The 20,091-nt window shown below is 58.7% G+C and carries 24 protein-coding genes; 15 read left to right on the top strand and 9 right to left on the bottom strand.

The features are described 5' to 3' along the window. The first annotated feature begins 1 nt into the window (after position 1). The 5 genes from CJU81_RS18235 to CJU81_RS18215 all read left to right on the top strand — a co-directional run bounded on the left by CJU81_RS18235 (position 2) and on the right by CJU81_RS18215 (position 4,313). On the top strand, positions 2-445 hold the full coding sequence (locus CJU81_RS18235; protein WP_095037746.1) for a hotdog fold thioesterase: 444 nt from the start codon (positions 2-4) through the stop codon (positions 443-445). Positions 446-557: 112 nt separating this feature from the next. Then, positions 558-1,358, top strand: coding sequence for an alpha/beta fold hydrolase (locus CJU81_RS18230; RefSeq protein ID WP_095037745.1), 801 nt, complete (start codon positions 558-560; stop codon positions 1,356-1,358). A 12-nt stretch (positions 1,359-1,370) separates the two neighbouring features. Further along, positions 1,371-2,225 carry an alpha/beta hydrolase gene (locus CJU81_RS18225; protein ID WP_095037744.1) on the top strand — a complete coding sequence of 285 codons (855 nt, stop codon included), beginning with the start codon at positions 1,371-1,373 and terminating at the stop codon, positions 2,223-2,225. 145 nt (positions 2,226-2,370) lie between these two features. Beyond that, on the top strand, positions 2,371-3,189 hold the full coding sequence (locus CJU81_RS18220) for a DUF4892 domain-containing protein (RefSeq protein WP_095037743.1): 819 nt from the start codon (positions 2,371-2,373) through the stop codon (positions 3,187-3,189). A gap of 74 nt (positions 3,190-3,263) precedes the next feature. Then, on the top strand, positions 3,264-4,313 hold the full coding sequence (locus tag CJU81_RS18215; protein ID WP_095037742.1) for an AI-2E family transporter: 1,050 nt from the start codon (positions 3,264-3,266) through the stop codon (positions 4,311-4,313). A gap of 1 nt (position 4,314) precedes the next feature. Here the strand turns inward: CJU81_RS18215 and CJU81_RS18210 are convergent, their stop codons facing one another. The 3 genes from CJU81_RS18210 to CJU81_RS18200 form a co-directional block, all read right to left on the bottom strand. Then, entirely contained in the window at positions 4,315-4,785 is a 471-nt protein-coding gene (locus tag CJU81_RS18210) for an RNA methyltransferase (RefSeq protein WP_016781674.1), read from the bottom strand. Positions 4,786-4,948: 163 nt separating this feature from the next. After that, complete coding sequence (locus CJU81_RS18205; RefSeq protein WP_095028817.1) at positions 4,949-5,323, bottom strand: YajD family HNH nuclease; 375 nt, start codon at positions 5,321-5,323, stop codon at positions 4,949-4,951. A 52-nt stretch (positions 5,324-5,375) separates the two neighbouring features. Next, on the bottom strand, positions 5,376-6,062 hold the full coding sequence (locus CJU81_RS18200) for a spermidine synthase (RefSeq protein ID WP_095037741.1): 687 nt from the start codon (positions 6,060-6,062) through the stop codon (positions 5,376-5,378). Positions 6,063-6,144: 82 nt separating this feature from the next. Here CJU81_RS18200 and CJU81_RS18195 point away from each other — a divergent pair, with 82 nt between their 5' ends. Further along, the gene (locus CJU81_RS18195; protein ID WP_095037740.1) at positions 6,145-6,435 is read left to right on the top strand and encodes a hypothetical protein; all 291 of its coding nucleotides are present in this window, start codon (positions 6,145-6,147) and stop codon (positions 6,433-6,435) included. 124 nt (positions 6,436-6,559) lie between these two features. Here the strand turns inward: CJU81_RS18195 and CJU81_RS18190 are convergent, their stop codons facing one another. After that, on the bottom strand, positions 6,560-8,608 hold the full coding sequence (locus tag CJU81_RS18190) for a S9 family peptidase (RefSeq protein WP_095037739.1): 2,049 nt from the start codon (positions 8,606-8,608) through the stop codon (positions 6,560-6,562). Between the two features lie 101 nt (positions 8,609-8,709). On the opposite strand from CJU81_RS18190, the gene CJU81_RS18185 reads away from it, so the two are divergent. From CJU81_RS18185 to CJU81_RS18155, 7 genes are all read left to right on the top strand, one after another. Beyond that, positions 8,710-9,204 carry an MFS transporter gene (locus CJU81_RS18185; RefSeq protein ID WP_095037738.1) on the top strand — a complete coding sequence of 165 codons (495 nt, stop codon included), beginning with the start codon at positions 8,710-8,712 and terminating at the stop codon, positions 9,202-9,204. Between the two features lie 36 nt (positions 9,205-9,240). Continuing rightward, complete coding sequence (locus CJU81_RS18180) at positions 9,241-10,017, top strand: class II glutamine amidotransferase (protein ID WP_095037737.1); 777 nt, start codon at positions 9,241-9,243, stop codon at positions 10,015-10,017. Positions 10,018-10,029: 12 nt separating this feature from the next. Further along, a complete protein-coding gene (locus tag CJU81_RS18175) occupies positions 10,030-10,563 on the top strand; it encodes a DUF2937 family protein (RefSeq protein WP_095037736.1) in 534 nt (177 codons plus the stop codon). A 157-nt stretch (positions 10,564-10,720) separates the two neighbouring features. Next, the gene (locus CJU81_RS18170) at positions 10,721-11,473 is read left to right on the top strand and encodes a 5-oxoprolinase subunit PxpA (protein WP_095037735.1); all 753 of its coding nucleotides are present in this window, start codon (positions 10,721-10,723) and stop codon (positions 11,471-11,473) included. Then, positions 11,470-12,174, top strand: coding sequence for a 5-oxoprolinase subunit B family protein (locus tag CJU81_RS18165; protein WP_095037734.1), 705 nt, complete (start codon positions 11,470-11,472; stop codon positions 12,172-12,174). Before CJU81_RS18170 ends, CJU81_RS18165 begins: the two co-directional genes overlap by 4 nt. Continuing rightward, positions 12,171-13,097: a biotin-dependent carboxyltransferase family protein gene (locus tag CJU81_RS18160; protein ID WP_095037733.1), complete on the top strand. Its 927-nt coding sequence runs from the start codon at positions 12,171-12,173 to the stop codon at positions 13,095-13,097. Before CJU81_RS18165 ends, CJU81_RS18160 begins: the two co-directional genes overlap by 4 nt. A gap of 88 nt (positions 13,098-13,185) precedes the next feature. After that, positions 13,186-13,722 carry a hypothetical protein gene (locus CJU81_RS18155; protein WP_095037732.1) on the top strand — a complete coding sequence of 179 codons (537 nt, stop codon included), beginning with the start codon at positions 13,186-13,188 and terminating at the stop codon, positions 13,720-13,722. 81 nt (positions 13,723-13,803) lie between these two features. Here the strand turns inward: CJU81_RS18155 and CJU81_RS18150 are convergent, their stop codons facing one another. Both CJU81_RS18150 and CJU81_RS18145 read right to left on the bottom strand, forming a co-directional pair. Continuing rightward, on the bottom strand, positions 13,804-14,982 hold the full coding sequence (locus CJU81_RS18150; RefSeq protein WP_095037731.1) for a vWA domain-containing protein: 1,179 nt from the start codon (positions 14,980-14,982) through the stop codon (positions 13,804-13,806). 21 nt (positions 14,983-15,003) lie between these two features. Then, positions 15,004-15,849, bottom strand: coding sequence for an AAA family ATPase (locus tag CJU81_RS18145; protein WP_016781663.1), 846 nt, complete (start codon positions 15,847-15,849; stop codon positions 15,004-15,006). A gap of 206 nt (positions 15,850-16,055) precedes the next feature. Here CJU81_RS18145 and cysK point away from each other — a divergent pair, with 206 nt between their 5' ends. Further along, a complete protein-coding gene (cysK, locus tag CJU81_RS18140; RefSeq protein ID WP_095037730.1) occupies positions 16,056-17,030 on the top strand; it encodes a cysteine synthase A in 975 nt (324 codons plus the stop codon). Positions 17,031-17,253: 223 nt separating this feature from the next. Further along, the gene (locus tag CJU81_RS18135; RefSeq protein WP_095037729.1) at positions 17,254-18,192 is read left to right on the top strand and encodes an aspartyl/asparaginyl beta-hydroxylase domain-containing protein; all 939 of its coding nucleotides are present in this window, start codon (positions 17,254-17,256) and stop codon (positions 18,190-18,192) included. Positions 18,193-18,249: 57 nt separating this feature from the next. On the opposite strand, the gene CJU81_RS24105 is transcribed toward CJU81_RS18135, so the two are convergent. The 3 genes from CJU81_RS24105 to CJU81_RS18125 form a co-directional block, all read right to left on the bottom strand. After that, on the bottom strand, positions 18,250-18,411 hold the full coding sequence (locus CJU81_RS24105) for a hypothetical protein (RefSeq protein ID WP_176464872.1): 162 nt from the start codon (positions 18,409-18,411) through the stop codon (positions 18,250-18,252). Positions 18,412-18,453: 42 nt separating this feature from the next. Further along, a complete protein-coding gene (locus CJU81_RS18130) occupies positions 18,454-18,888 on the bottom strand; it encodes a hypothetical protein (RefSeq protein ID WP_369679448.1) in 435 nt (144 codons plus the stop codon). A 177-nt stretch (positions 18,889-19,065) separates the two neighbouring features. Next, complete coding sequence (locus CJU81_RS18125) at positions 19,066-19,956, bottom strand: DMT family transporter (protein WP_095037727.1); 891 nt, start codon at positions 19,954-19,956, stop codon at positions 19,066-19,068. Between the last annotated feature and the right edge of the window lie 135 nt (positions 19,957-20,091).

Here is a 20,091-nt window from a genome sequence, read left to right as displayed (position 1 = left end):
CATGAGCTTGTGGACGACCCACCCAGATCTGGCACGCCTCAATGAAATGCGCAAAAACACCATTTGCGATGTGCTGGACATCACGTTCGATGCTTTTGACGACAACTCCATCACCGCAAGCATGGTAGTGGACCATCGTACCCACCAGCCCTTCGGCTTGCTGCATGGCGGTGCGTCGGTGGTGCTGGCGGAAACACTGGGCTCGATGGCCAGCTTCATGTGCATCGATACGCAAAAATTCTATTGCGTGGGCCTTGAGGTCAACGCCAATCACTTGCGTGGTGTACGCAGCGGCCGGGTGAGTGCAGTGGCACGCCCGGTTCATATCGGTCGCACCACCCATGTGTGGGATATCCGCCTGAGCGATGACAGCGGCAAAATCAACTGCATATCCCGCCTGACCATCGCCGTTGTGCCTCTGGGTGAAACACCGCCAGTGCGGTGATCAAATGGTCAGATAATGGCCGTAGTGTCGTCACTCATGGCGCATACGGTCATTGATATGGGGAATCTTCCTGCAGACAATAAGGCATATTTCCTATTTCTGGACGCCTTGTATGTCTCGGCAGATTTTTTTCGCCCATGCCAACGGCTTCCCTTCGGCCACGTACGGTAAGTTGTTCAGTGCCCTGGCGCCGGATTTTCATGTGACCCACTTGTCACAGCACGGGCATGACCCGCGTTACCCGGTGGACAATAACTGGCACAACCTGGTCGATGAACTGATCCATCACCTGCAGCAGCAAGCCGAACCCGTGCTGGGCGTGGGGCACTCCCTGGGCGGCATGTTGCACCTGCATGCAGCGATCCGCTGCCCGCAACTGTATCGCGGCGTGGTCATGCTGGACTCGCCGGTGCTGACGCGTGCGGATCAGTGGGTGATCCGTGCGGCCAAACGGTTTGGCCTGATTGACCGGTTGACTCCGGCCGGTCGCACGTTAGGGCGCCGGGAAGAGTTTGCCGACCGTGAAGCTGCACGTGCCTACTTTGCCGGTAAATCACTGTTTCGCAGCTTTGACCCCGATTGCTTCGAGGCCTATCTGGAGCACGGTTTGCAGCCTGTGAATGAGCGCTTGCGCTTGAGTTTCGACCCGGCCACCGAAATCGATATCTATCGCAGCGTGCCGCATACCAGTCCCGGGCATGCTTTCAAATTGCAGGTGCCGCTGACCGTGGTGCGTGGGCGCGACAGCCGCGTGGTCATGAACCATCATGCCAGGGCGGTTGCGCGCATGCCCAACGGTGAGGCACTGAGTGTGCCGGGCGGGCACATGTTCCCGCTCGAACAGCCGCAGGATACCGCCAGCCTGCTGAAACAGATTTTTGCCCGCTGGGAACTGCGTCATCCCGGCCTTTAACGAGCATTTTGCATGAGCCCTGTGGTTGAAGAAATTCGTCTGAGCCTGCCGCATATTGAACTGGCTGCTCATCTGTTCGGTCCCGAGGACGGTCTGCCCGTGATCGCCCTGCATGGCTGGCTGGATAACGCCAACAGCTTCGCCAGGCTGGCGCCAAAGCTTGCGGGCTTGCGTATCGTGGCCCTGGATTTTGCCGGGCATGGCCATTCCGATCACCGCCCGCGCGGGGCCGGGTACGCATTGGCCGACTACGCCTTTGATGTGCTGCGCGTGGCCGAGCAACTGGGTTGGCAGCGCTTTGCCCTGCTCGGTCACTCGTTGGGGGCAATTGTGTCAGTGGTCATTGCCGGGTCGTTCCCGGAGCGCGTGACGCGTATGGCTTTGATTGATGGCATTGTCGCGCGCAGCGGCCCCGATGGTGATGCGGCCGAGCGCATGGGCCAGGCCCTGCAGGCGCAACTGGATCTTGAGCACAAGCGCAAGTCGGTGCATCCGACACTCGACCGGGCTGTCGAAGCGCGGATGAAAGGTCTGGTCGCGGTCAGCCGCGAGGCCGCCGAACTGCTTGCCCAGCGCGGCCTGATGCCGGTGCCCGGAGGCTACAGCTGGCGCAGCGACAGTCGGCTGACCTTGCCATCGCCCTTGCGCCTGAGTGATGAGCAGGCGATGGCCTTTGTTCACCGGGTGAGTTGCCCGACGACGCTGGTGGTGGCGGAGCAGGGCATGCTGGCAAGCCACCCCGAGCTGCTGGATCGGCTACCCTTCAACCTGGAACGGTTGCCAGGTGGCCATCATTTGCACCTGAATGACGAGGCGGGAGCAATCCTTGTTGCAGACTGTTTCAATCGGTTCTTCGCTGTTCCTTGACTTGCGGCTACCAACTGTCGAGGCTTGGCGGGTTGAAATGGGAGACAACCATGATAGATCTCTACACCGCTGCGACCCCGAAAGGCCACCCGGTCTCTATCGTGAGGATGCTGAGCCACACGTCATCACCCGGTGAAGTACGCCGATGAATATACCCAGCCGATTTATCCTGGCTCTGGGCCTGGGCTGTCTGAGCCCGTTACTCTGGGCCAGCGATGTGCCTGGCAGCAGTGATTTGCCGGATGTACCGCGCCTTGCCGACGCGCAGATTGTCGATTACAGCGTGCGGCCTGATGTTGAACGTATCTACCCGATGGGCTCGATCCGCAAGATCAGCGGCCGCTTGCGATTTGAGGGGCAGGTTACTGCCCGTGGCCAGACCACGGCTGTCACCTATGAGTTGCCTGCCGAACATTCGGCCACCGAAGCCTTTACCGCAGCCCGTGAGGCCCTGCAGAAACAGGGTGCCGAGCTGCTGTTCTGGTGCCAGGCCCGTGACTGCGGCGAAAGCAGCCTGTGGGCCAATGAAGTGTTCGGCAACTCCAAGCTGGTAGGCTCCGACGAACAGCAGTCGTACTTGTTGCTGCGCCGTGCCGCCCCGGACCAGAACCAGCTGGTTGCCCTGTATGGGATCAATCGGGGCAATCGCAAAGCCTACCTGCAGGTTGAACAGATGCAGGCGAGCGCCGACCTGGGTGAACTATTGCCAACCCCGGCCACCCTGCAACGCCAGCTCAAAAGCACGGGCGAGCTGGATTTCCCCAAGCTTGTAGGTGAGCCGGACGCACAGTGGCTGCCATTGATTTCCCGGGCGCTGAACCTTGACGCGACCTCCAGGGTCAGTTTGACCGGGGCCAAGGCTGGCGCCTGGCGCGATGCGCTGATCGCTAACGGTGTACGGGCATCGCGCCTGGAACTGGGTGACGGCCAGGCCAAAGGGTTGCGCATCGAACTGTTGCGTTAAACCTGTGCAAACGACGACTACACTCTGCGTAGTCGTCGTCCTTCTTTGATTTCTGAATTTTCTGTGGAACACACATGCTCAATAACGATCGCCTGCTGGTGCAGATTTTGCTCCTGGTGTTGTTCGGTGCCAGCCTGTGGGTGATGGCCCCTTTCTGGTCGGCCTTGTTCTGGGGCGCGGTGCTGGCATTTGCCAGTTGGCCCCTGATGCGTTTGCTGACACGTTTGCTCGGCGGTCGCGAGTCGCTCGCTGCCAGCATCCTGACCCTGGGCTGGATGCTGCTGGTGGCCGGGCCGCTGGTGTGGCTGGGGTTGAACCTGGCAGATCATGTGCGCGATGCCACTACCTTCGTCAAGGATGTACAGCTTGAGGGGTTGCCCGAGGCTCCGGCCTGGCTGGCCGGTCTGCCGCTGGTGGGGGAGCGTCTGGTGGGTATCTGGAACACTATCGACGAGCAGGGCGCTGCCATGCTGGTGGCCATCAAGCCTTACCTGGGCCAGGTCGGCAACTGGCTGCTGGCGCGCAGTGCGCAGATCGGCAGCGGTATTCTGGAACTGACGCTGAGCATTGTCTTTGTGTTCTTTTTCTATCGTGACGGGCCGCGGCTGGCGAGTTTTGTTCACGGGCTGCTGGAGCGCCTGATCGGTGAGCGCGCGGATTATTATCAGGAGCTGGTGGCGGGCACGGTACAGCGCGTGGTCAACGGTGTGATTGGCACCGCAGCGGCGCAGGCATTACTGGCGCTGATCGGCTTTCTGATTGCCGGTGTGCCGGGGGCGCTGGTGTTGGGGCTGGCCACGTTCCTGCTCAGCCTGATCCCGATGGGGCCGCCGCTGATCTGGGTGCCGGCCACAGCCTGGCTGGCCTGGAAGGGTGACTACGGGATGGCGATCTTTCTCGGTATATGGGGCACGCTGATCATCAGCGGTGTCGATAACGTGCTCAAGCCTTACCTGATCAGCCGGGGCGGTAACCTGCCACTGGTGATCGTGCTGCTGGGCGTATTCGGCGGGTTGATCGCTTTTGGCTTTATCGGCCTGTTTATTGGCCCCACCTTGCTCGCCATCGCCTACAGCCTGCTGGTGGACTGGAGTGCCAGCCAGCAGAACAGAGGCAAGGTCTGACCTAGCCGAACTTGGGTCCGGAACGGGTATTGTTGCCCTTGGCCAAGCGGTCGTAGAGCACCACGTTGACTGTTGCTGCCAGGTTCATGCAGCCGGTGGTGGGGATGTAGATCACGTCCTCACACCATTCGAGTACATCCTTGCCCAGCGATCCGTCTTCCGGGCCAAAGATATAAATTGCCCTGTCGGGGTGGGTGTACTCGGGCAAAGGGCGTGCGCCCTCGACCATTTCTACGGCGACGGGAATGCAGCCCAGCGGGATGATTTTTTTCAGATCGTCGATACCGATCAACGGGATGTCCTGATGGACCTTCTTGGTATCGGTGATGAAGTCGCGGGCGCGTTCATAGCGCTTGCCAGTGTAAAACACTGACGCCACGTTGTAGCAACCAGCCGCACGCATCACCGAGCCGACGTTTTCCGGTGATTTGGGGTTATACAAACCAATGCAGCTGTACCGTTTGTTTGCCACGTGCCCGAGCCCTTGCGAAAAAAGACGCGAGTATACGGCATTGGTACAGGGTGGGCTGCTATCTGTAGTCGCTGCCGCAGGCTGCGAAGGGATCTGTGGGGGCTCCAAGAAACGGGTTGCTCCGCAACCATTCGCAGCCTGCGCCAGCGACTACAGCACAAGGCTACTCGTCTTTCTTCATCAGCCCGGCCAGTGCGGCGAACGGGTTGTGGGTGGCCTTGGCGATTTTCGGGCTGCTGGTGGAGCTGTCCGAGAAGTACTGCTGGTCGGTATAGCGCGAGTGTTCGTTGTCGTGGCAGTACAGGCACAACAGCTCCCAGTTGGAGCCGTCCTGCGGGTTGTTGTCGTGGTTGTGGTCGCGGTGGTGAACGGTCAGCTCGCTCAGGCGCTTGCCGGCAAATTCACGGGCGCAGCGGCCGCACACGTGGGGGTACATTTTCAGGGCCTTGTCGCGGTAGCCCATTTCGCGGTCACGCTGGGCATCGGCCAGGATACGGTCCAGCTTGGCGGTGTTGGAGGGTGGATTCGCCGAACTCATGGGTTCACCTTGTAAGACTAATGACGGTTATGTCGTTAAGTTTAGCTGTTGATCAGCCTTTGATTTTTTCTGCAATCCAGATGGTGTGTCGGGTGCCCTTGTTGCCGTGGGCAAACACCTGGACTTCTTCAGCCTTGAAACCGGCTTTGCGCAGTTTGTCCGAAAACTGTTTGTCGGCGCTGGCAGACCATACCGCCAGTACGCCTTTGGGGCGTAAGGCCTTGGCGCAGACACTCAGGCCGCCGGCCGAATACAGCCAGCTATTGGCTTTTTGGGTCAGGCCTTCGGGGCCGTTGTCGACGTCGAGCATGATTGCGTCAAAGCCGTTGGGTTCGGCTTGCAGCACCTTGGCCACGTCTTCCAAGCGAATCACGGTGCGCGGGTCTTGCAATGGATTGCCTGATTTTTCGCCCAGCGGGCCGCGGTTCCATTCCACAACGCCGGGTACCAGCTCGGCAACTACTACTTCAGCCGTTTTGCCCAGGTGCTTGAGCGCCGAGGCCAGGGTAAAGCCCATGCCCAGGCCGCCGATCAGTACCCGCGATTGCGGGCGACCGGCGACTTTGCGGCAGGGGATTTCTGCCAGCGCGTCTTCGGAACCGTGCATGCGGGTGTTCATCAGCTGGCCGCCATCGCCGCCCTGAATCTTGATCACGAAGTCTTCGCCATACTCGAACAGGCACAAGGCACCGCCGTTTTCGGGGATCGGGGTGGTGTCGAGCAAAACAAAACGTTTCATGGAAATCTCATTGAAGGGGGCAAAAACCGCAGGTTACGAGTAGCCTGAGGGCAGACAAGCCGGTCTGGCAACGGAGTGATTGATGAAACGCACTATTCTAACGGCCATTGCAGGGTACGCGCTCTTGATAAGTGCAGCCCAGGCAGCGGAATTAACTACAGTCCCGAGTACCCCCGTGACGCCCGCACCGGGTTCGCCGGGCACCGCCACGCCAACCCCGTACCCGCAAATCACCCCGCGCGCCGTGCCCAAGCCTGTGGCCGGCAGCAGCCTGATACCACTGCCACCGATCGACTTGCCGCAGCCGCCCAAGGATCAGCCGCTGCCGGGGCTTGAAATCAAGGACGTAAAAGCCAGGCCAGCCCAGGATTGAGGCCCGTGGCTCTGTAATCGCTGACGAGCGGAGCGAGGCTGCGTTGGGCTTGCGACCTTCAGACCTTATCGCAGCCTCGCTCCGCTCGTCAGCGACTACAGGGCCGCAGGCGGGTGGTCGGACGTTACTGAATCTCCAGTACCTTGAACACAAATGCGTACTCCAGCGCCACGTCGCGCAAACCCTGATAGCGCCCGCTCATGCCGCCATGGCCCGCCTCCAGCTCGGTCTTGAGCAGCAGCAGGTTGTTGTCAGTTTTGCTGGCGCGCAGTTTGGCCACCCATTTGGCCGCTTCCCAATATTGCACGCGACTGTCGTTGTAGCCGGCAATCACCAGCATCGCCGGGTAGGCCTGGGCAGTGACGTTTTCGTACGGCGCGTAGGCCTTGATGCGTTCATACACCTGCGGCTCTTGCGGGTTGCCCCACTCGTCGTATTCGGTAACGGTCAAGGGCAAGTCCGGGTCGAGCATGGTGTTGAGCACATCCACAAACGGCACTTCGGCAATGGCTGCCTTGAACAGCTCTGGCCGCTGGTTGAGGACCGCGCCAATCAGCAGGCCGCCCGCGCTGCCACCACTGATGACCAACTGTTCGCTGCGGGTCAGCCCTTGGTCGATAAGGTGTTCGGCACAGGCGATAAAGTCGCTGAAGGTGTTGTGTTTGTGTTCCTGCTTGCCGGCGCGATACCAGGCTTCACCCAGCTCGCCACCGCCGCGCACATGGGCAATGGCAAATGCCACACCGCGGTCGAGCAGGCTCAGGCGGGCATGGGAAAACCACGGATCGAGGCATTCACCATAAGCGCCGTAGCCATACAGGTAGAGCGGCACGGGCTTGCCCAGCACGTCGCGTTTGACCACCAGGCTGATCGGCACCTGAGTGCCGTCAGGTGCGGTAGCCCACAGGCGATGGCTGACGTAGTCATCGGCATTGAACGCCCCCAATACCGGAGTTTCCTTCAGCACGCTTTGTTTGCCGGTGCTCAGTGTCAGTTGGCGTACTTGCGCCGGACGATTCAGCGCCTCGTAGCGCAGGCGAATGTGCTTGCTGTCAAATTCCAGGCTGTCTTGCACATACAGGCTGTAGGCCGCGTCCGGCAGTTGCACGCGATATGGCGCCAGGCCTTCAGGACGGATTTCGATAATGGGCAAGCCGCCCTCGCGCAGACTCAGGCACAAGGCTTGGGCGTTGAGGGTCATGCCTTCCAGCATCACGCTGTCGCTATGGGCGATCAGTGGCTGCCAGTCATTGCGTGACGGCACCTCGCCGAAGGCGTAATACAGGGCAAAGTTGATGCCATCCTGATTGGTGCGGATAAACCACGCCCACTGGCCTTCAAACAGACCGTGATCGACGCTGTAGTCGTGGTTTTCAACCCGTGGTGCCAGACAGCTGAAGGGTTGGCGCGGCTGGTTGGCGTCCAGTACCCAGGTTTCGCTGGTGGTTTTACTGTTAAGCAACAAAATCAGTTGTTGCTCGGAGCTTGAGCGGTAGCAGTGCAGGAAAAACCGCCCGTCCGCTTCATGGAAGACTTCATGGGCAGCTGTTTCGCCGAGGGTGTGGCGAAATAACTTGTGCGGACGATGGGTGTCGTCCAGCCCGGCGAAAAACAGGGTCTGGCTGTCATTCGCCCAGGTCATGCTTCCATCGCAGTCTTCAAACGGCAGCTCGGTGACCGTGCCGCTGCCCAGCTCTTTGACAAACAGGCGGTAGGTTTCTTCGCCGCTGGTATCCAGGCTGTAGGCCAGGCGCTGGTGATCTGGGCTGATGCTGAACGCCCCCAGAGAAATAAAGCCACCATCGGCCAATGCATTGGGGTCCAGCAACAAATGTTCGGCGTTCTCGTCCACCTGCTGGCTGTCATCGGCCGGGCGCGGGCAACGGTAGTGGCGGGCGTATTCATCGCCGGCGTTGGTGCGCGTGTAATACAGATACGGGCCCCAAGGGGAGGGCAGCGACAGATCAGTTTCGCGAATCCGCCCCTTGATCTCTTGAAACAGCGTCTCACGCAATGCGGCCTGGTCGGCGAGCTGTGCCTCCTGATAGCTGTTTTCGGCTTTCAGGTAGTCCAAAACCTCATCACTGTCGCGGTTTTGCAGCCACGAGTAAGGGTCTGAACCCTCAGTCTTGTGTGCGATAGGTGCGCTGTTTGGGTAGGCTGATTCGGTCATTGAGTGTGCTCTGAAATCTGCATTAAAAAGAAGTGACGCTGACGGCGTTGCAGCCGCACTGCCTAAAAGTCGTTATCATAGCGTCTCATTGCCTGCCGACCATGGATACCATGACCGAGAACGACTATCTGATCGCCTGGGGCCTTTACGCCTTTGCTGCCTTGGGCTGCCTGCTCGTGTGGTGCCGCCTGACCCGCTTCATGTGGCGCTGGTTGCGTGAACCGCTGCGTGTATTGATGGCCGTGTTGCTGTTTAGCCCCACTATTATTGACCCGGTCAAAGAGAAATTTGCTCCGGCAGTGGCGATTGCCGCGCTGGATCTGGCCTTCAAAGTGGGCGACAACGCCTGGCGCGCGGTCTCTGACCTGCTGATGTACGCCATTATTGCGCTCTGCGTTTATGCCGTATTTGTGCTGATCCGCTGGCCGATCGAGCGTGCCGGCAAGGCTCGCAAGGCGCAAGCAGACGCGGTCGCCAAGGCGCGTAGTCTTGATCCTGAAGACGACCAGCCGTTTGGCTCGGCCGGTGATGATCGTTACGCGCCAAAGAGTGCGCCGCGTGCATCGGGCCCATCCCGGGTCGAGCCGCGGTTGTAATGTTGTTTCGTCCAGCCCGAATGCGAGAGTGCGAGCGTGTGTGAATTATTGGGCATGAGCGCCAACGTCCCGACTGATATTGTGTTCAGCTTTACCGGCTTGATGCAGCGCGGCGGGCGTACTGGCCCGCATCGCGATGGCTGGGGCATTGCCTTCTATGAAGGCCGTGGCCTGCGTCTGTTCCAGGACCCTGCCGCCAGTTGCGACTCCGAAGTCGCCCTGCTGGTACAGCGTTATCCGATCAAAAGCGAAGTGGTGATTGGCCATATCCGCCAGGCCAACGTGGGCAAGGTGTGCCTGTCCAATACCCACCCGTTTGTTCGCGAACTGTGGGGGCGCAACTGGTGTTTTGCGCACAACGGCCAGTTGGCCGACTTTTCTCCGAGCACGAGTTTTTACCGCCCTGTTGGTGACACTGACAGCGAAGCGGCGTTCTGTGACCTGCTCAACCGGGTCCGCGAAGCCTTCCCGGAGCCGGTTGACGTCGAACGCATTCTGCCGGTGCTGGTTGAGGCCTGCGCCGAGTTTCGCAGCAAAGGCGTGTTCAATTGCCTGCTCAGTGATGGCGACTGGTTATTTTGCTATTGCTCGACAAAGCTGGCGCAAATTACCCGGCGAGCCCCGTTTGGCCCGGCGCGCCTGAAAGATGTCGACGTTATCGTCGATTTTCAGGCAGAAACCACGCCCAACGATGTAGTCACCGTGATTGCCACCGAGCCTCTGACTGAAAACGAAACCTGGACGCGCTACGAGCCGGGCCAATGGAGCCTGTGGCGACGTGGTGAATGCGTCAGCCAGGGCACAACCGAATAAGGAAGGGCGTGTATGTTCTTGAGCTACCTGCGGTTGGTGCTGTTTACCCTGGGCCTGTTGATCGGTGTGCAAGTGCCGGGGTTTATCAATGATTACGCCAATCGCGTCGAAGCTCATCTGATCGAGGCGCAAACCGGACTGGCGGGTTTCCAGAACACCGCCAACCAGTTTTTCAAGGGCGACCTGCAAGCCCTGGTCGCCCATTATCAGGCCAGTGACGACCCGGTGTTTCGCAGTGATGCCGGCAGCCTCGGTACCTTGCTCAGCCGTCAGCGCCTGCTCGATGAGCAGTTCCAGGCCATGCAGGGCCCGTGGTACATGCGCGCCCTGCAGGTAGCCTATGCGGCTGACCCGGCCATTCGCGAAGAAACCCTGAACGCCTATACCTACCAGGTATTGCTGTCGCCGAGTGCTATTGGCTGGGCCATGGCGGGCGCCTTGTTGTTCTCCTTTATCATCGAGGGGTTCGTGCGGCTGGTGGACTGGGTCGTGCTTGGCGGCAAACGCCAGCGCGAACGGATTGCCCGCCGCGAGCGCAGTTACTGACCCACCTCTGAACTGTGGGTGCGAGCAAGTTCGCTCCCACAGAAGCAATCAAATTTTTCTTATGTGCGTGTCCGGCTTTTATTAGTTGGACGAATGACCTGTGCTTGTCGAAAAATGCCTCACCTCTAATTTATAAAAAGACCACAGGAGCATCATCGTGAGCCGCCTGTTATTGAATTGCGACATTGGTGAGAGTTTCGGCATCTGGACCATGGGCCTGGATGCCGAAGTCATGCCGTTTATCGATTGCGCCAACATCGCCTGCGGCTTCCACGCCGGCGACCCGGGCATCATGCGCAAAACCGTGGCACTGGCCGTGGCGCAAAACGTAAAAATCGGCGCGCACCCGGCGTATCAGGACCTGGCCGGCTTTGGCCGCCGCTCCATGAGCTATTCGGCGCAAGAGCTGCAAGACCTGTTGCACTATCAAATCGGCGCGCTGGACGGTATTTGCTGTGCTCAGGGCACGCAGGTCAGTTACGTCAAACCCCACGGCGCGATGTACAACGACATGATGGCCAACCCGGCACAGTTGCGGGCAGTAATACAGGCCGTGGCGGCTTACGATGCGAGCTTGCCGCTGATGCTGATGGCCACTCGCGACAACCGTGCTGCCCAGGCGATCGGCGATGAGTTCGGTGTCACCCTGTGGTTTGAAGCCTTTGCCGACCGCGCCTACGACAGCGCCGGGCGGTTGGTCTCGCGACAATTGCCGGGTGCCGTGCACCATGAGGCAGACGTTATCGTGCAGCAGGCCCTGACCATTGCATCGGGCAAGGCCCTGGTAGCCAGTGATGGCAGCGCCTTGCATCTGCACGCCAATACCCTGTGCGTGCATGGCGACAACGCCAGTTCGGTCGCTGCCGTGCAGCGTATACGCGAGGCTCTGGACCAGCAGGCCCATGCATGAAGCCGCGTATCGAAGTGGTCGCTATCGACTGCCTGATGCTGCGTCTGTTCGATGAAATTGCCGAAAGCAACATGCCGTGGATGCTGGCTGCGAGTGAACGGCTACGGGCCAGCTTTGCCGGACAGTTAATCGATCTGGTGCCGTCCTACACGACGCTTATGGTGCATTACGACGGGCTGGTGCTAAGCCCGGCCCAGGCCCGTGAGCTGATCGCCGAGGCTCTGACCGACTTGCGCCCGGGAACTCGAAACAGTGGCCAGTGCCATGTGCTGCCGGTGTGGTACGACTTGAGCGTTGGCCCGGAACTCAGCTTGCTGGCCACGCGTGCGGGCTGCTCGGTGAGCGAGGTCATACGCCGTCACAGCGAACACGAATACCAGGTGTTTGCCCTGGGTTTTGCTCCGGGCTTCGCCTTTATGGGGCTGGTTGAAGAGTCTTTGGCCGCACCGCGGCTGAACACCCCGCGCAAGCGCGTTGCCAGCGGCAGCGTCGGGATTGCGGAGCGTCAGACGGCTGCTTACCCGGCGCAATCCCCCGGCGGCTGGAACCTGATCGGCCGCACTCCAAGTGCGCTGTTTGATCGCGAGCGCGAGGGCTACAGCCTGATGCAGCCCGGCGATACCGTGCGTTTTGCACCCATTACCCACGCTGAATTCATCCGTCTGGGCGGTGATGACACGCCTCAGGAGGCCCTGGCATGAGCCATTTATTGATTCAGGCCAGCACCCCGTTGTGCCTGCTGCAAGACGCCGGACGCTTTGGTGTGCGCCATCTGGGCGTGACCCAGGGCGGTGCCGCGGACTGGCTGTCGATGGCATGGGCCAACTGGCTGCTGGGTAATTCGCCGGATGCGGCGGTTATCGAAGTCACTCTGGGTGGCCTGAGCGTGGTTGCCAAGGCCGATTGCTCTCTGGCACTGGCGGGCGCGGACCTGGCGGCCACCATCGACGGGCAACCGCTCAAGCCCTGGCGCAGTTTTGCCCTGAAGCAAGGCCAGACCCTGGCATTTACCCGGCCGCTGAGCGGTGCCCGGGCTTATCTGGCTGCGCCCGCAGGCTTTGTTGCGCCGCAAGTACTGGGCAGTTGCGCGACTGTCGCCCGCGAGCAGCTCGGTGGGCCGGATGGTTTTGGTCGCGGATTGGTTGCCGGCGACGAGCTGCGTTATCACGGCATTGTTCAAGCGCTGCGTGACATACCTCGCGAACATGTTCCTGTGTTTGCGGCGAACCCGCGGCTGGACGTGATCCTTGGGGCGCAAATCGGTGATTTCACGGGGCAGAGTACCTTCGATGCCTTCAACCTGCCGTGGACTCTCGATAGTCGTGCAGATCGCATGGGCATTCGTTTGCTTGGGCCGGAGCTGGTTTATCAGGGAGCCCCGATGATTTCTGAAGGGATACCGCTGGGTGCCATTCAGGTGCCACCCGATGGCCAGCCGATCGTGCTGCTCAATGATCGCCAGACTATTGGCGGCTACCCGCGGCTGGGGGCTCTGACACCGCTGGCAATGGCGCGCCTGGCACAGTCTTTACCAGGTGAAGCTGTGCGTATGGTGCCCGTAATGCAAGAAATGGCTCATGAACAGCATCTGCGCTACATGAAGAGATTCGTCTGCTTAAAGTAAGGATTCTCACACTTCGCGGATTATTTGTTGACTCGATTGACACTGGGGAAATATCTATCGTGACAGCTCTTTCTGCGGAGCCTTGCCAATGCGCTATTTGAAAATACATGCCCAAGACGTTCTGGACGATAATGCACCCGATACGATTTATCTGGATTTTTATGACGACAGCAGCTCCCCGCACACGCGAGTAAAGCGAGCCGTTGCTTTCGACATTACCGAAGATGGAAAGCTCGACTGGGTGATCGCGGACGATATGAACGGTGATGGCGTTATCGATAGAAAGGACGATAACCTGGCGATTGAATTGGCACAGATGTTCCTTCTATTCAATTGGTATAGCGTTGATGCTCCCTTCGACAAGTACTTGAAGATCAGCGCAGAGGATTTTGATGCCGATGGCAACCCGGATACAGTGCGCATGCATTTTCATCAGGGCGAAGGTGACCCCCGTGATGAGACCATCGCCTACGGGGCTTCGTTTTATACCAACGGCGATGGTACTGGTGAAGGCGAAGCCATCAACTTTGATGTGAACAATAACAATAAGGTGGACCGGGAAGATTCAGATCTGGTCAAAGCCTTTGCCCGTTGTTTTCTCAAATTCGGTTGGTTCGGGAAGTAGCTCCCGAAAAGCTTTAGCCGGAACAATCGGGCGCTTGCTGAATTTAACGCCTTGCGCGGCGTGTAAGTTCAGGCAGCGCCATCACTTCGCCAAAAAGCGCATTCCTTCTTCCAGCCCGTCCAGGGTCAGGGGATACATGCGGTCTTCGATCAGGTCACGCACAATTCCCGTCGAGGCCGTGTAGTGCCAGGTGTCCTTGGGGTAGGGGTTAATCCAGATCAGCTTTTTGTACTTTTCCATAAAGCGCTGCATCCACTTGTAGCCCGGCTCTTCGTTCCAGTGCTCAACGCTGCCACCGGCATGGGTGATCTCGTAGGGCCCCATTGCCGCGTCACCGATAAAAATCACTTTGTAATCGGCACCGTATTTGTTCAGCAAATCCTGGGTCGAGATGCGTTCAACCTGGCGCCGCTGGTTGTTCTTCCACACCGACTCATAAATGAAGTTGTGAAAGTAGTAGTACTCAAGATGCTTGAACTCGGTGCGACAGGCCGAAAACAGTTCTTCGCAAATTTTGATGTGGGAATCCATCGAACCGCCGATATCGAACAGCAACAGCAGCTTGATGTTATTGCGCCGTTCCGGGCGCATCTGGATATTCAGCAGGCCGCCATCGCGGGCGGTGTGGTCGATGGTGCCATCGATATCCAGCTCGTCCGCCGCGCCCTGGCGAGCGAATTTACGCAGGCGGCGCAGCGCGACCTTGATATTGCGCGTGCCCAGTTCAACCTGATCATCCAGGTTTTTGTATTCCCGTTGCTCCCAGACCTTGGCCGCCTTGCCCTGGCGCGCCCCGGCATCGCCCACGCGGATGCCTTCCGGGTGATAGCCGCCCGAGCCGAACGGGCTGGTGCCGCCGGTGCCGATCCATTTGTTGCCCCCGGCATGGCGTTCCTTTTGCTCTTCAAGACGTTGTTTGAACGCCTCGATCAGCTTGTCCAGCCCACCCAGTGATTGCAACTGGGCGCGGTCTTCGTCGCTCAGCGAGCGTTCGAATTCCTTGCGCAACCAGTCTTCGGGGATCAGGGCCTCAAGGTGCTCGTTGAGGTTTTGCAGACCATTGAAATAGGCGCCAAACGCCCGGTCGAACTTGTCGAAGTGACGCTCGTCCTTCACTAGAATCGTTCGGGCCAGGTAATAGAACTCGTCCATGTCGGCGAAGGTCACGCGGTTTTTCAGGGCGTTGATCAGGTCCAGCAGTTCACGCACCGAGACCGGCACCTTGGCCGCACGCATTTCATTGAACAGATTAAGCAGCATGCTTATCGCCTTCCGGAAAAATCAGCGATTGGGACGACGGCTCATAAACGCCAGGCGTTCAAGCAATTGCACGTCTTGCTCGTTTTTCACCAGGGCACCCGCTAGCGGCGGTATGGCCTTAGTGGGGTCGCGTTCGCGTAAAACCGCTTCGCCGATATTGTCGGCCATCAGCAGCTTGAGCCAGTCCACCAGCTCGGAAGTCGAGGGCTTTTTCTTCAGGCCCGGAACCTTGCGTACGTCGAAAAACACGTCCAGCGCCTCGCTGACAAGCTCTTTCTTGATGTCGGGGAAGTGCACATCGACGATTTTCTGCAGCGTGGTGCGGTCCGGGAAGCTGATGTAGTGGAAGAAACAGCGGCGCAGGAAGGCGTCCGGCAGCTCTTTCTCGTTATTGGAGGTAATGATGATGATCGGACGCACCTTAGCCTTGATCGTCTCATCGGTCTCGTAAACGTAGAACTCCATCTTGTCGAGTTCTTGCAGCAAGTCATTGGGGAACTCGATGTCTGCCTTGTCGATTTCGTCGATCAGCAGGATGACGCGTTCTTCGGCCTCGAAGGCTTCCCACAACTTGCCCTTTTTAAGGTAGTTGCGCACATCGTGAACCTTGTCGACACCCAGTTGCGAGTCACGCAGGCGGCTCACCGCGTCGTACTCGTAGAGGCCCTGGTGGGCCTTGGTGGTGGACTTGATGTGCCAGGTGATCAGCTTGCAGCCAAAGGACTCGGCCAGTTGCTCGGCAAGCATGGTTTTGCCGGTGCCGGGCTCGCCCTTGACCAGCAACGGACGCTCCAGGGTAATGGCCGCGTTGACCGCCAGCTTCAGGTCATCGGTGGCCACATAGGCGCGTGTGCCTTCAAACTTCATCTGCAATTCCTCAAACCATGACCCGGGCCCTGCAAAGGGCAGGGCGGGAGAACTGAAAAGTATGTCCGACTATAACGCGCTGCCCGCCCGAGGTGAACGCAGACGCGCCATTCAGTCCCTGAATGAGGCGTCACGCCATGACTGGACGCATGTCAGCGTGAGGCCTACCCTTGGGATCTTCCCAAAAGGTGCACAAGGACCCCGCCATGAGCCGCATTTATGCAGACAACGCCCAATCCATCGGCAATACGCCTTTAGTCCAGATCAACAGCATTGCGCCGCGTGGCGTGACCATCCTGGCCAAGATCGAGGGCCGTAACCCCGGTTATTCGGTTAAATGCCGGATTGGCGCCAACATGATCTGGGATGCCGAAAGCCGCGGCGTGCTCAAGCCGGGCATGACCATTATCGAACCCACGTCGGGGAACACGGGGATCGGCCTGGCTTTTGTCGCAGCAGCGCGCGGATACAAATTGATGCTGACCATGCCCTCATCGATGAGCATCGAGCGTCGCAAGGTACTCAAGGCGCTGGGCGCCGAACTGGTTCTCACCGAGCCGGCCAAGGGCATGAAGGGTGCGATAGACAAGGCCGCAGAAATTCAGGCCAGTGACCCGGCCAAGTATTTCATGCCGCAGCAGTTTGAGAACCCGGCCAACCCCGCGATCCACGAAAAAACCACCGGCCCGGAAATCTGGAACGACACCGATGGTGGCGTTGACGTACTGGTTTCTGGCGTCGGCACCGGCGGTACGATTACCGGGGTTTCGCGTTATATCAAGCACACCCAGGGCAAGCCGATCCTGTCGGTGGCCGTCGAGCCCATCACTTCGCCAGTAATCACCCAGGCCTTGGCAGGCGAAGAAATCAAGCCATCACCGCACAAGATCCAGGGTATCGGCGCCGGTTTCGTACCGAAAAACCTTGATCTGTCGATTGTCGACAAGGTTGAACTGGTCAGCGATGACGAATCCAAAGCCATGGCCCTGCGCCTGATGCAGGAAGAAGGCATCTTGTGCGGGATCTCCTGCGGGGCTGCGATGGCCGTGGCCGTGCGCCTGGCAGAAACCCCGGAAATGCAGGGCAAGACCATCGTCGTGATCCTCCCTGATTCGGGTGAGCGTTACCTGTCGAGCTTCCTGTTCAGCGACCTGTTCAGCGAGCAGGAACTGCACCAGTAACAGGGTGGGGCGGGAGCTGGTGCGCCGGCTCTCGTCGAATCTGTGCAACTGACTCAAATCAAGCGGCTAATGCCCTTGTTTCTGCATAATCAGCCTGTTGTTACGTACGACTTAATACTGATTGTTTAGACACGCGGGTTTTGTCCTGCGCCGGTAGTGTTTATCATGGCTGGCTGCCACGTCGGGCTATTGGTGCCGCACGGTATTTTCGAGGAGTTGTTGCATGACCTTATCCTTCGCCATCAAGGCAGGGCTCATACTGCTGTTTGTCGGCAGCATCCTTTACGTGCACTTGCGTGGCAAGGCGCGGTTGCCGGTGTTGCGCCAGTTCGTCAACCACTCTGCGTTCTTTGCGCCCTACAACGCCTTGATGTACCTGTTTTCCGGTGTGCCGTCCAAGCCGTACCTGGACCGCAGCAAGTTCCCCGAGCTGGATGTGCTCAAGGACAACTGGCAGGTGATCCGCGAAGAAGCCATGCACTTGTTCGACGAGGGCTATATTCGCGCCGCAGAAAAGAATAACGACGCAGGTTTTGGTTCGTTCTTCAAAAAAGGCTGGAAGCGTTTTTACCTCAAGTGGTACGACAAGGCGCTGCCATCGGCCGAATTGCTATGCCCCAAGACCGTAGAGCTGGTCAACAGCATCCCCAACGTCAAGGGTGCGATGTTTGCCCTGTTGCCTGGCGGTAGCCACCTCAACCCGCACCGCGACCCGTTTGCCGGTTCCCTGCGTTACCACCTCGGCCTGTCTACCCCCAACTCCGATGCTTGTCGCATCTTCGTCGATGGCGAGGAATACGCCTGGCGTGATGGTGAAGACGTGATGTTCGACGAGACTTACGTCCACTGGGTCAAAAACGAAACCGACATCACCCGCGTGATCCTGTTCTGCGATATCGAGCGGCCACTGACCAGCCCGTTGATGACCCGGATCAATCGCTGGGTCAGCGCGCAACTGGGCAAGGCCACTGCGCCGCAGAACCTGGACGACGAACGCGTTGGCGGGATCAACAAGGCCTATGCCTGGAGCAAAAGCTTCAGCGACCGCTTCAGTGGCGTGGTCAAGCAATGGAAACGTCGCAATCCCAAACTGTACCGTATTGCCCGGCCGATATTGGCGGTGCTGGTGCTAATAGTGCTGTGGCGCTGGTTGTTCGGCTGATTGCAACAGACACAAAAAACCGCTCTGTCGAGAGCGGTTTTTTTTTGAATTTTTTTATCAGTTACCCGCTAAAACACCGGCAGGTTCAACGGCTTTACTGCCATTGAGTGCAACGCTCAAAAAGCGTTGCTGAGAGGCCGAAACAGGCGAGCACAGACGTTTGCTTTCGCTGTTGGGCTTGGCGCTGGAGGGGGCAGGTGTGGTGATCACAATCGGCATTTTGCCACCGTTTTGGTTGTTAATTGAGCACTGAAACCGATGCTAGCTCTTCTTTAAAGCGATAACAAGGCGGCCAAATGCATCAAATTGAAACCCGAGTTCCTGGTAGACCTTCATGGCTCCCGGAGCCGGCTCTTGAATTTCCAGCCACTGGCTCCCCACCTGGCGTGCGTATTGTTCGACTGCAAACATGGCAAGGGCGGCTATGCGGTTTTTCAAAGGGTGCCGGCTGTCAGGTTTGCCTTCGAGCCTGACAATTCTGGTACGCAAGCGGCTCTGGTTCGGATTGGCGAAACACAGCCCACAGAGCTGCGGGCCGCACCAGATCGATACGTCAAATGACCAAGGCTCTTTGGCCTTCCAGATGGGCACCTCTTCCCATAAAGAATGAACGTCATCTCCCCAGTCATTCAGTGCTTCAAGGGCTTGGCTATCAATGGACTTGAACGCTACCGGGGTTGGCAGCGCATTGGCCAATACTGAGCTGGCAGATGCTCTGGCACGAGATTTCAGCAGTTGGTGTTTGAGCCCGGTTCTGGGTTTTGGCATGGCGTTGACTAAGTGGGCATGAAGCCCACTGTTTTACTCGACTCTGGCGTGTTTTTAATCTGTTGAGTCGTTGCATTTAATGTCGTGCGCGGGTTGTGGGAACCGTTATTTGGCTACCGCCCCGGGCTTAAGCACCAGCCACAACGCAACGGCAATCAGCAGACCGCCGTACAGGTGCGCCATCGACAGCGGTTCGCCCAGAAACAACGCACCCCACAGCACGCCAAACGGTGGGATCATAAAGGTCACGGTCATGGATTTGACCGGGCCAATGCTGGTCAGCAAACGGAAATACAGGATGTAGGCAAACGCCGTACACACCAGCCCCAGACCCAGCAACGACAGCCAGACACTCATCCCGCCCCAGTTGGCCGGTGGCTGATTGATCACGCTCAGCCCGAACAGCGGCAACAGGAACAAAGTGGCCCCGAACATGCTCCCCAGCGCCGAAAGACGAGGGTCGAGACCGCCTTGCTGATCCAGCCAACGGCGCGCCAAAAAGCCTGCAAAGCCATAAAAGGTGGTGGCCAGCAAACAGGCGAGGGCACCCATCAGCAAGTCCAGATTGAAAGCGACCGGCCCGGCTCGGGTCAAAATGCCTACACCGAGCAGCCCGAGAAACACCCCGGCCATTTTGGTCAGGGTCAGTTTTTCACTGAAAAACAGACCGCCGATCAACACGCCCATCAACGGCGTGGTGGCGTTGAAGATCGATGAGTAGCCGGCAGGCAACACCTGGGCCGCTACCGAATACAGCGTGGCCGGAACCCCTGAGTTGATAACCCCCAGAATCAGTATCACCTTGAGTTTGCCGCCGAAATCCCAGCGCACGCGCATCAACGTCAATATCACCACCAGGCCGGTGGCGGCGATGGAAACCCGAAAAAAAGCCGTCGGAATGGTCCCAAGTACCGGTGCAATGATCCGCATAAACAGAAAGCTGGCGCCCCAAATGCCTGCCAGCGACAGCATGCGCAGCAAATCGACAAGTCTCACGGGATTTTCCTTACAAGTTTCAAGGCGGGCAGTGTAGGGGATGCAGCGGACAAGACAACGCGCAAATTCCTACAGATTCGTGCATGAGCGCCCAAATCTGCGACAATCCGCCCCCTGCATTTACGAAGAATTCTG

Source organism: Pseudomonas fragi (assembly GCF_002269505.1).
In the GTDB taxonomy this organism is placed as follows: Bacteria; Pseudomonadota; Gammaproteobacteria; order Pseudomonadales; family Pseudomonadaceae; genus Aquipseudomonas; species Aquipseudomonas fragi_D.
This window is presented reverse-complemented; position numbering and strand designations above follow the sequence as displayed.

Bases quoted from the DNA above. Each gene is read 5' to 3' on its own strand.
- CJU81_RS18215 (WP_095037742.1), top strand. From the start codon at position 3,264: ATGCTCAATAACGATCGCCTGCTGGTGCAGATTTTGCTCCTGGTGTTG.
- cysK (WP_095037730.1), top strand. From the start codon at position 16,056: ATGAGCCGCATTTATGCAGACAACGCCCAATCCATCGGCAATACGCCT.
- CJU81_RS18205 (WP_095028817.1), bottom strand. From the start codon at position 5,323: ATGAGTTCGGCGAATCCACCCTCCAACACCGCCAAGCTGGACCGTATC.
- CJU81_RS18175 (WP_095037736.1), top strand. From the start codon at position 10,030: ATGTTCTTGAGCTACCTGCGGTTGGTGCTGTTTACCCTGGGCCTGTTG.
- CJU81_RS18155 (WP_095037732.1), top strand. From the start codon at position 13,186: ATGCGCTATTTGAAAATACATGCCCAAGACGTTCTGGACGATAATGCA.
- CJU81_RS18150 (WP_095037731.1), bottom strand. From the start codon at position 14,982: ATGCTGCTTAATCTGTTCAATGAAATGCGTGCGGCCAAGGTGCCGGTC.
- CJU81_RS18135 (WP_095037729.1), top strand. From the start codon at position 17,254: ATGACCTTATCCTTCGCCATCAAGGCAGGGCTCATACTGCTGTTTGTC.
- CJU81_RS18200 (WP_095037741.1), bottom strand. From the start codon at position 6,062: ATGAAACGTTTTGTTTTGCTCGACACCACCCCGATCCCCGAAAACGGC.
- CJU81_RS24105 (WP_176464872.1), bottom strand. From the start codon at position 18,411: ATGCCGATTGTGATCACCACACCTGCCCCCTCCAGCGCCAAGCCCAAC.
- CJU81_RS18145 (WP_016781663.1), bottom strand. From the start codon at position 15,849: ATGAAGTTTGAAGGCACACGCGCCTATGTGGCCACCGATGACCTGAAG.
- CJU81_RS18165 (WP_095037734.1), top strand. From the start codon at position 11,470: ATGAAGCCGCGTATCGAAGTGGTCGCTATCGACTGCCTGATGCTGCGT.
- CJU81_RS18235 (WP_095037746.1), top strand. From the start codon at position 2: ATGAGCTTGTGGACGACCCACCCAGATCTGGCACGCCTCAATGAAATG.
- CJU81_RS18190 (WP_095037739.1), bottom strand. From the start codon at position 8,608: ATGACCGAATCAGCCTACCCAAACAGCGCACCTATCGCACACAAGACT.
- CJU81_RS18220 (WP_095037743.1), top strand. From the start codon at position 2,371: ATGAATATACCCAGCCGATTTATCCTGGCTCTGGGCCTGGGCTGTCTG.
- CJU81_RS18195 (WP_095037740.1), top strand. From the start codon at position 6,145: ATGAAACGCACTATTCTAACGGCCATTGCAGGGTACGCGCTCTTGATA.
- CJU81_RS18225 (WP_095037744.1), top strand. From the start codon at position 1,371: ATGAGCCCTGTGGTTGAAGAAATTCGTCTGAGCCTGCCGCATATTGAA.
- CJU81_RS18185 (WP_095037738.1), top strand. From the start codon at position 8,710: ATGGATACCATGACCGAGAACGACTATCTGATCGCCTGGGGCCTTTAC.
- CJU81_RS18230 (WP_095037745.1), top strand. From the start codon at position 558: ATGTCTCGGCAGATTTTTTTCGCCCATGCCAACGGCTTCCCTTCGGCC.
- CJU81_RS18160 (WP_095037733.1), top strand. From the start codon at position 12,171: ATGAGCCATTTATTGATTCAGGCCAGCACCCCGTTGTGCCTGCTGCAA.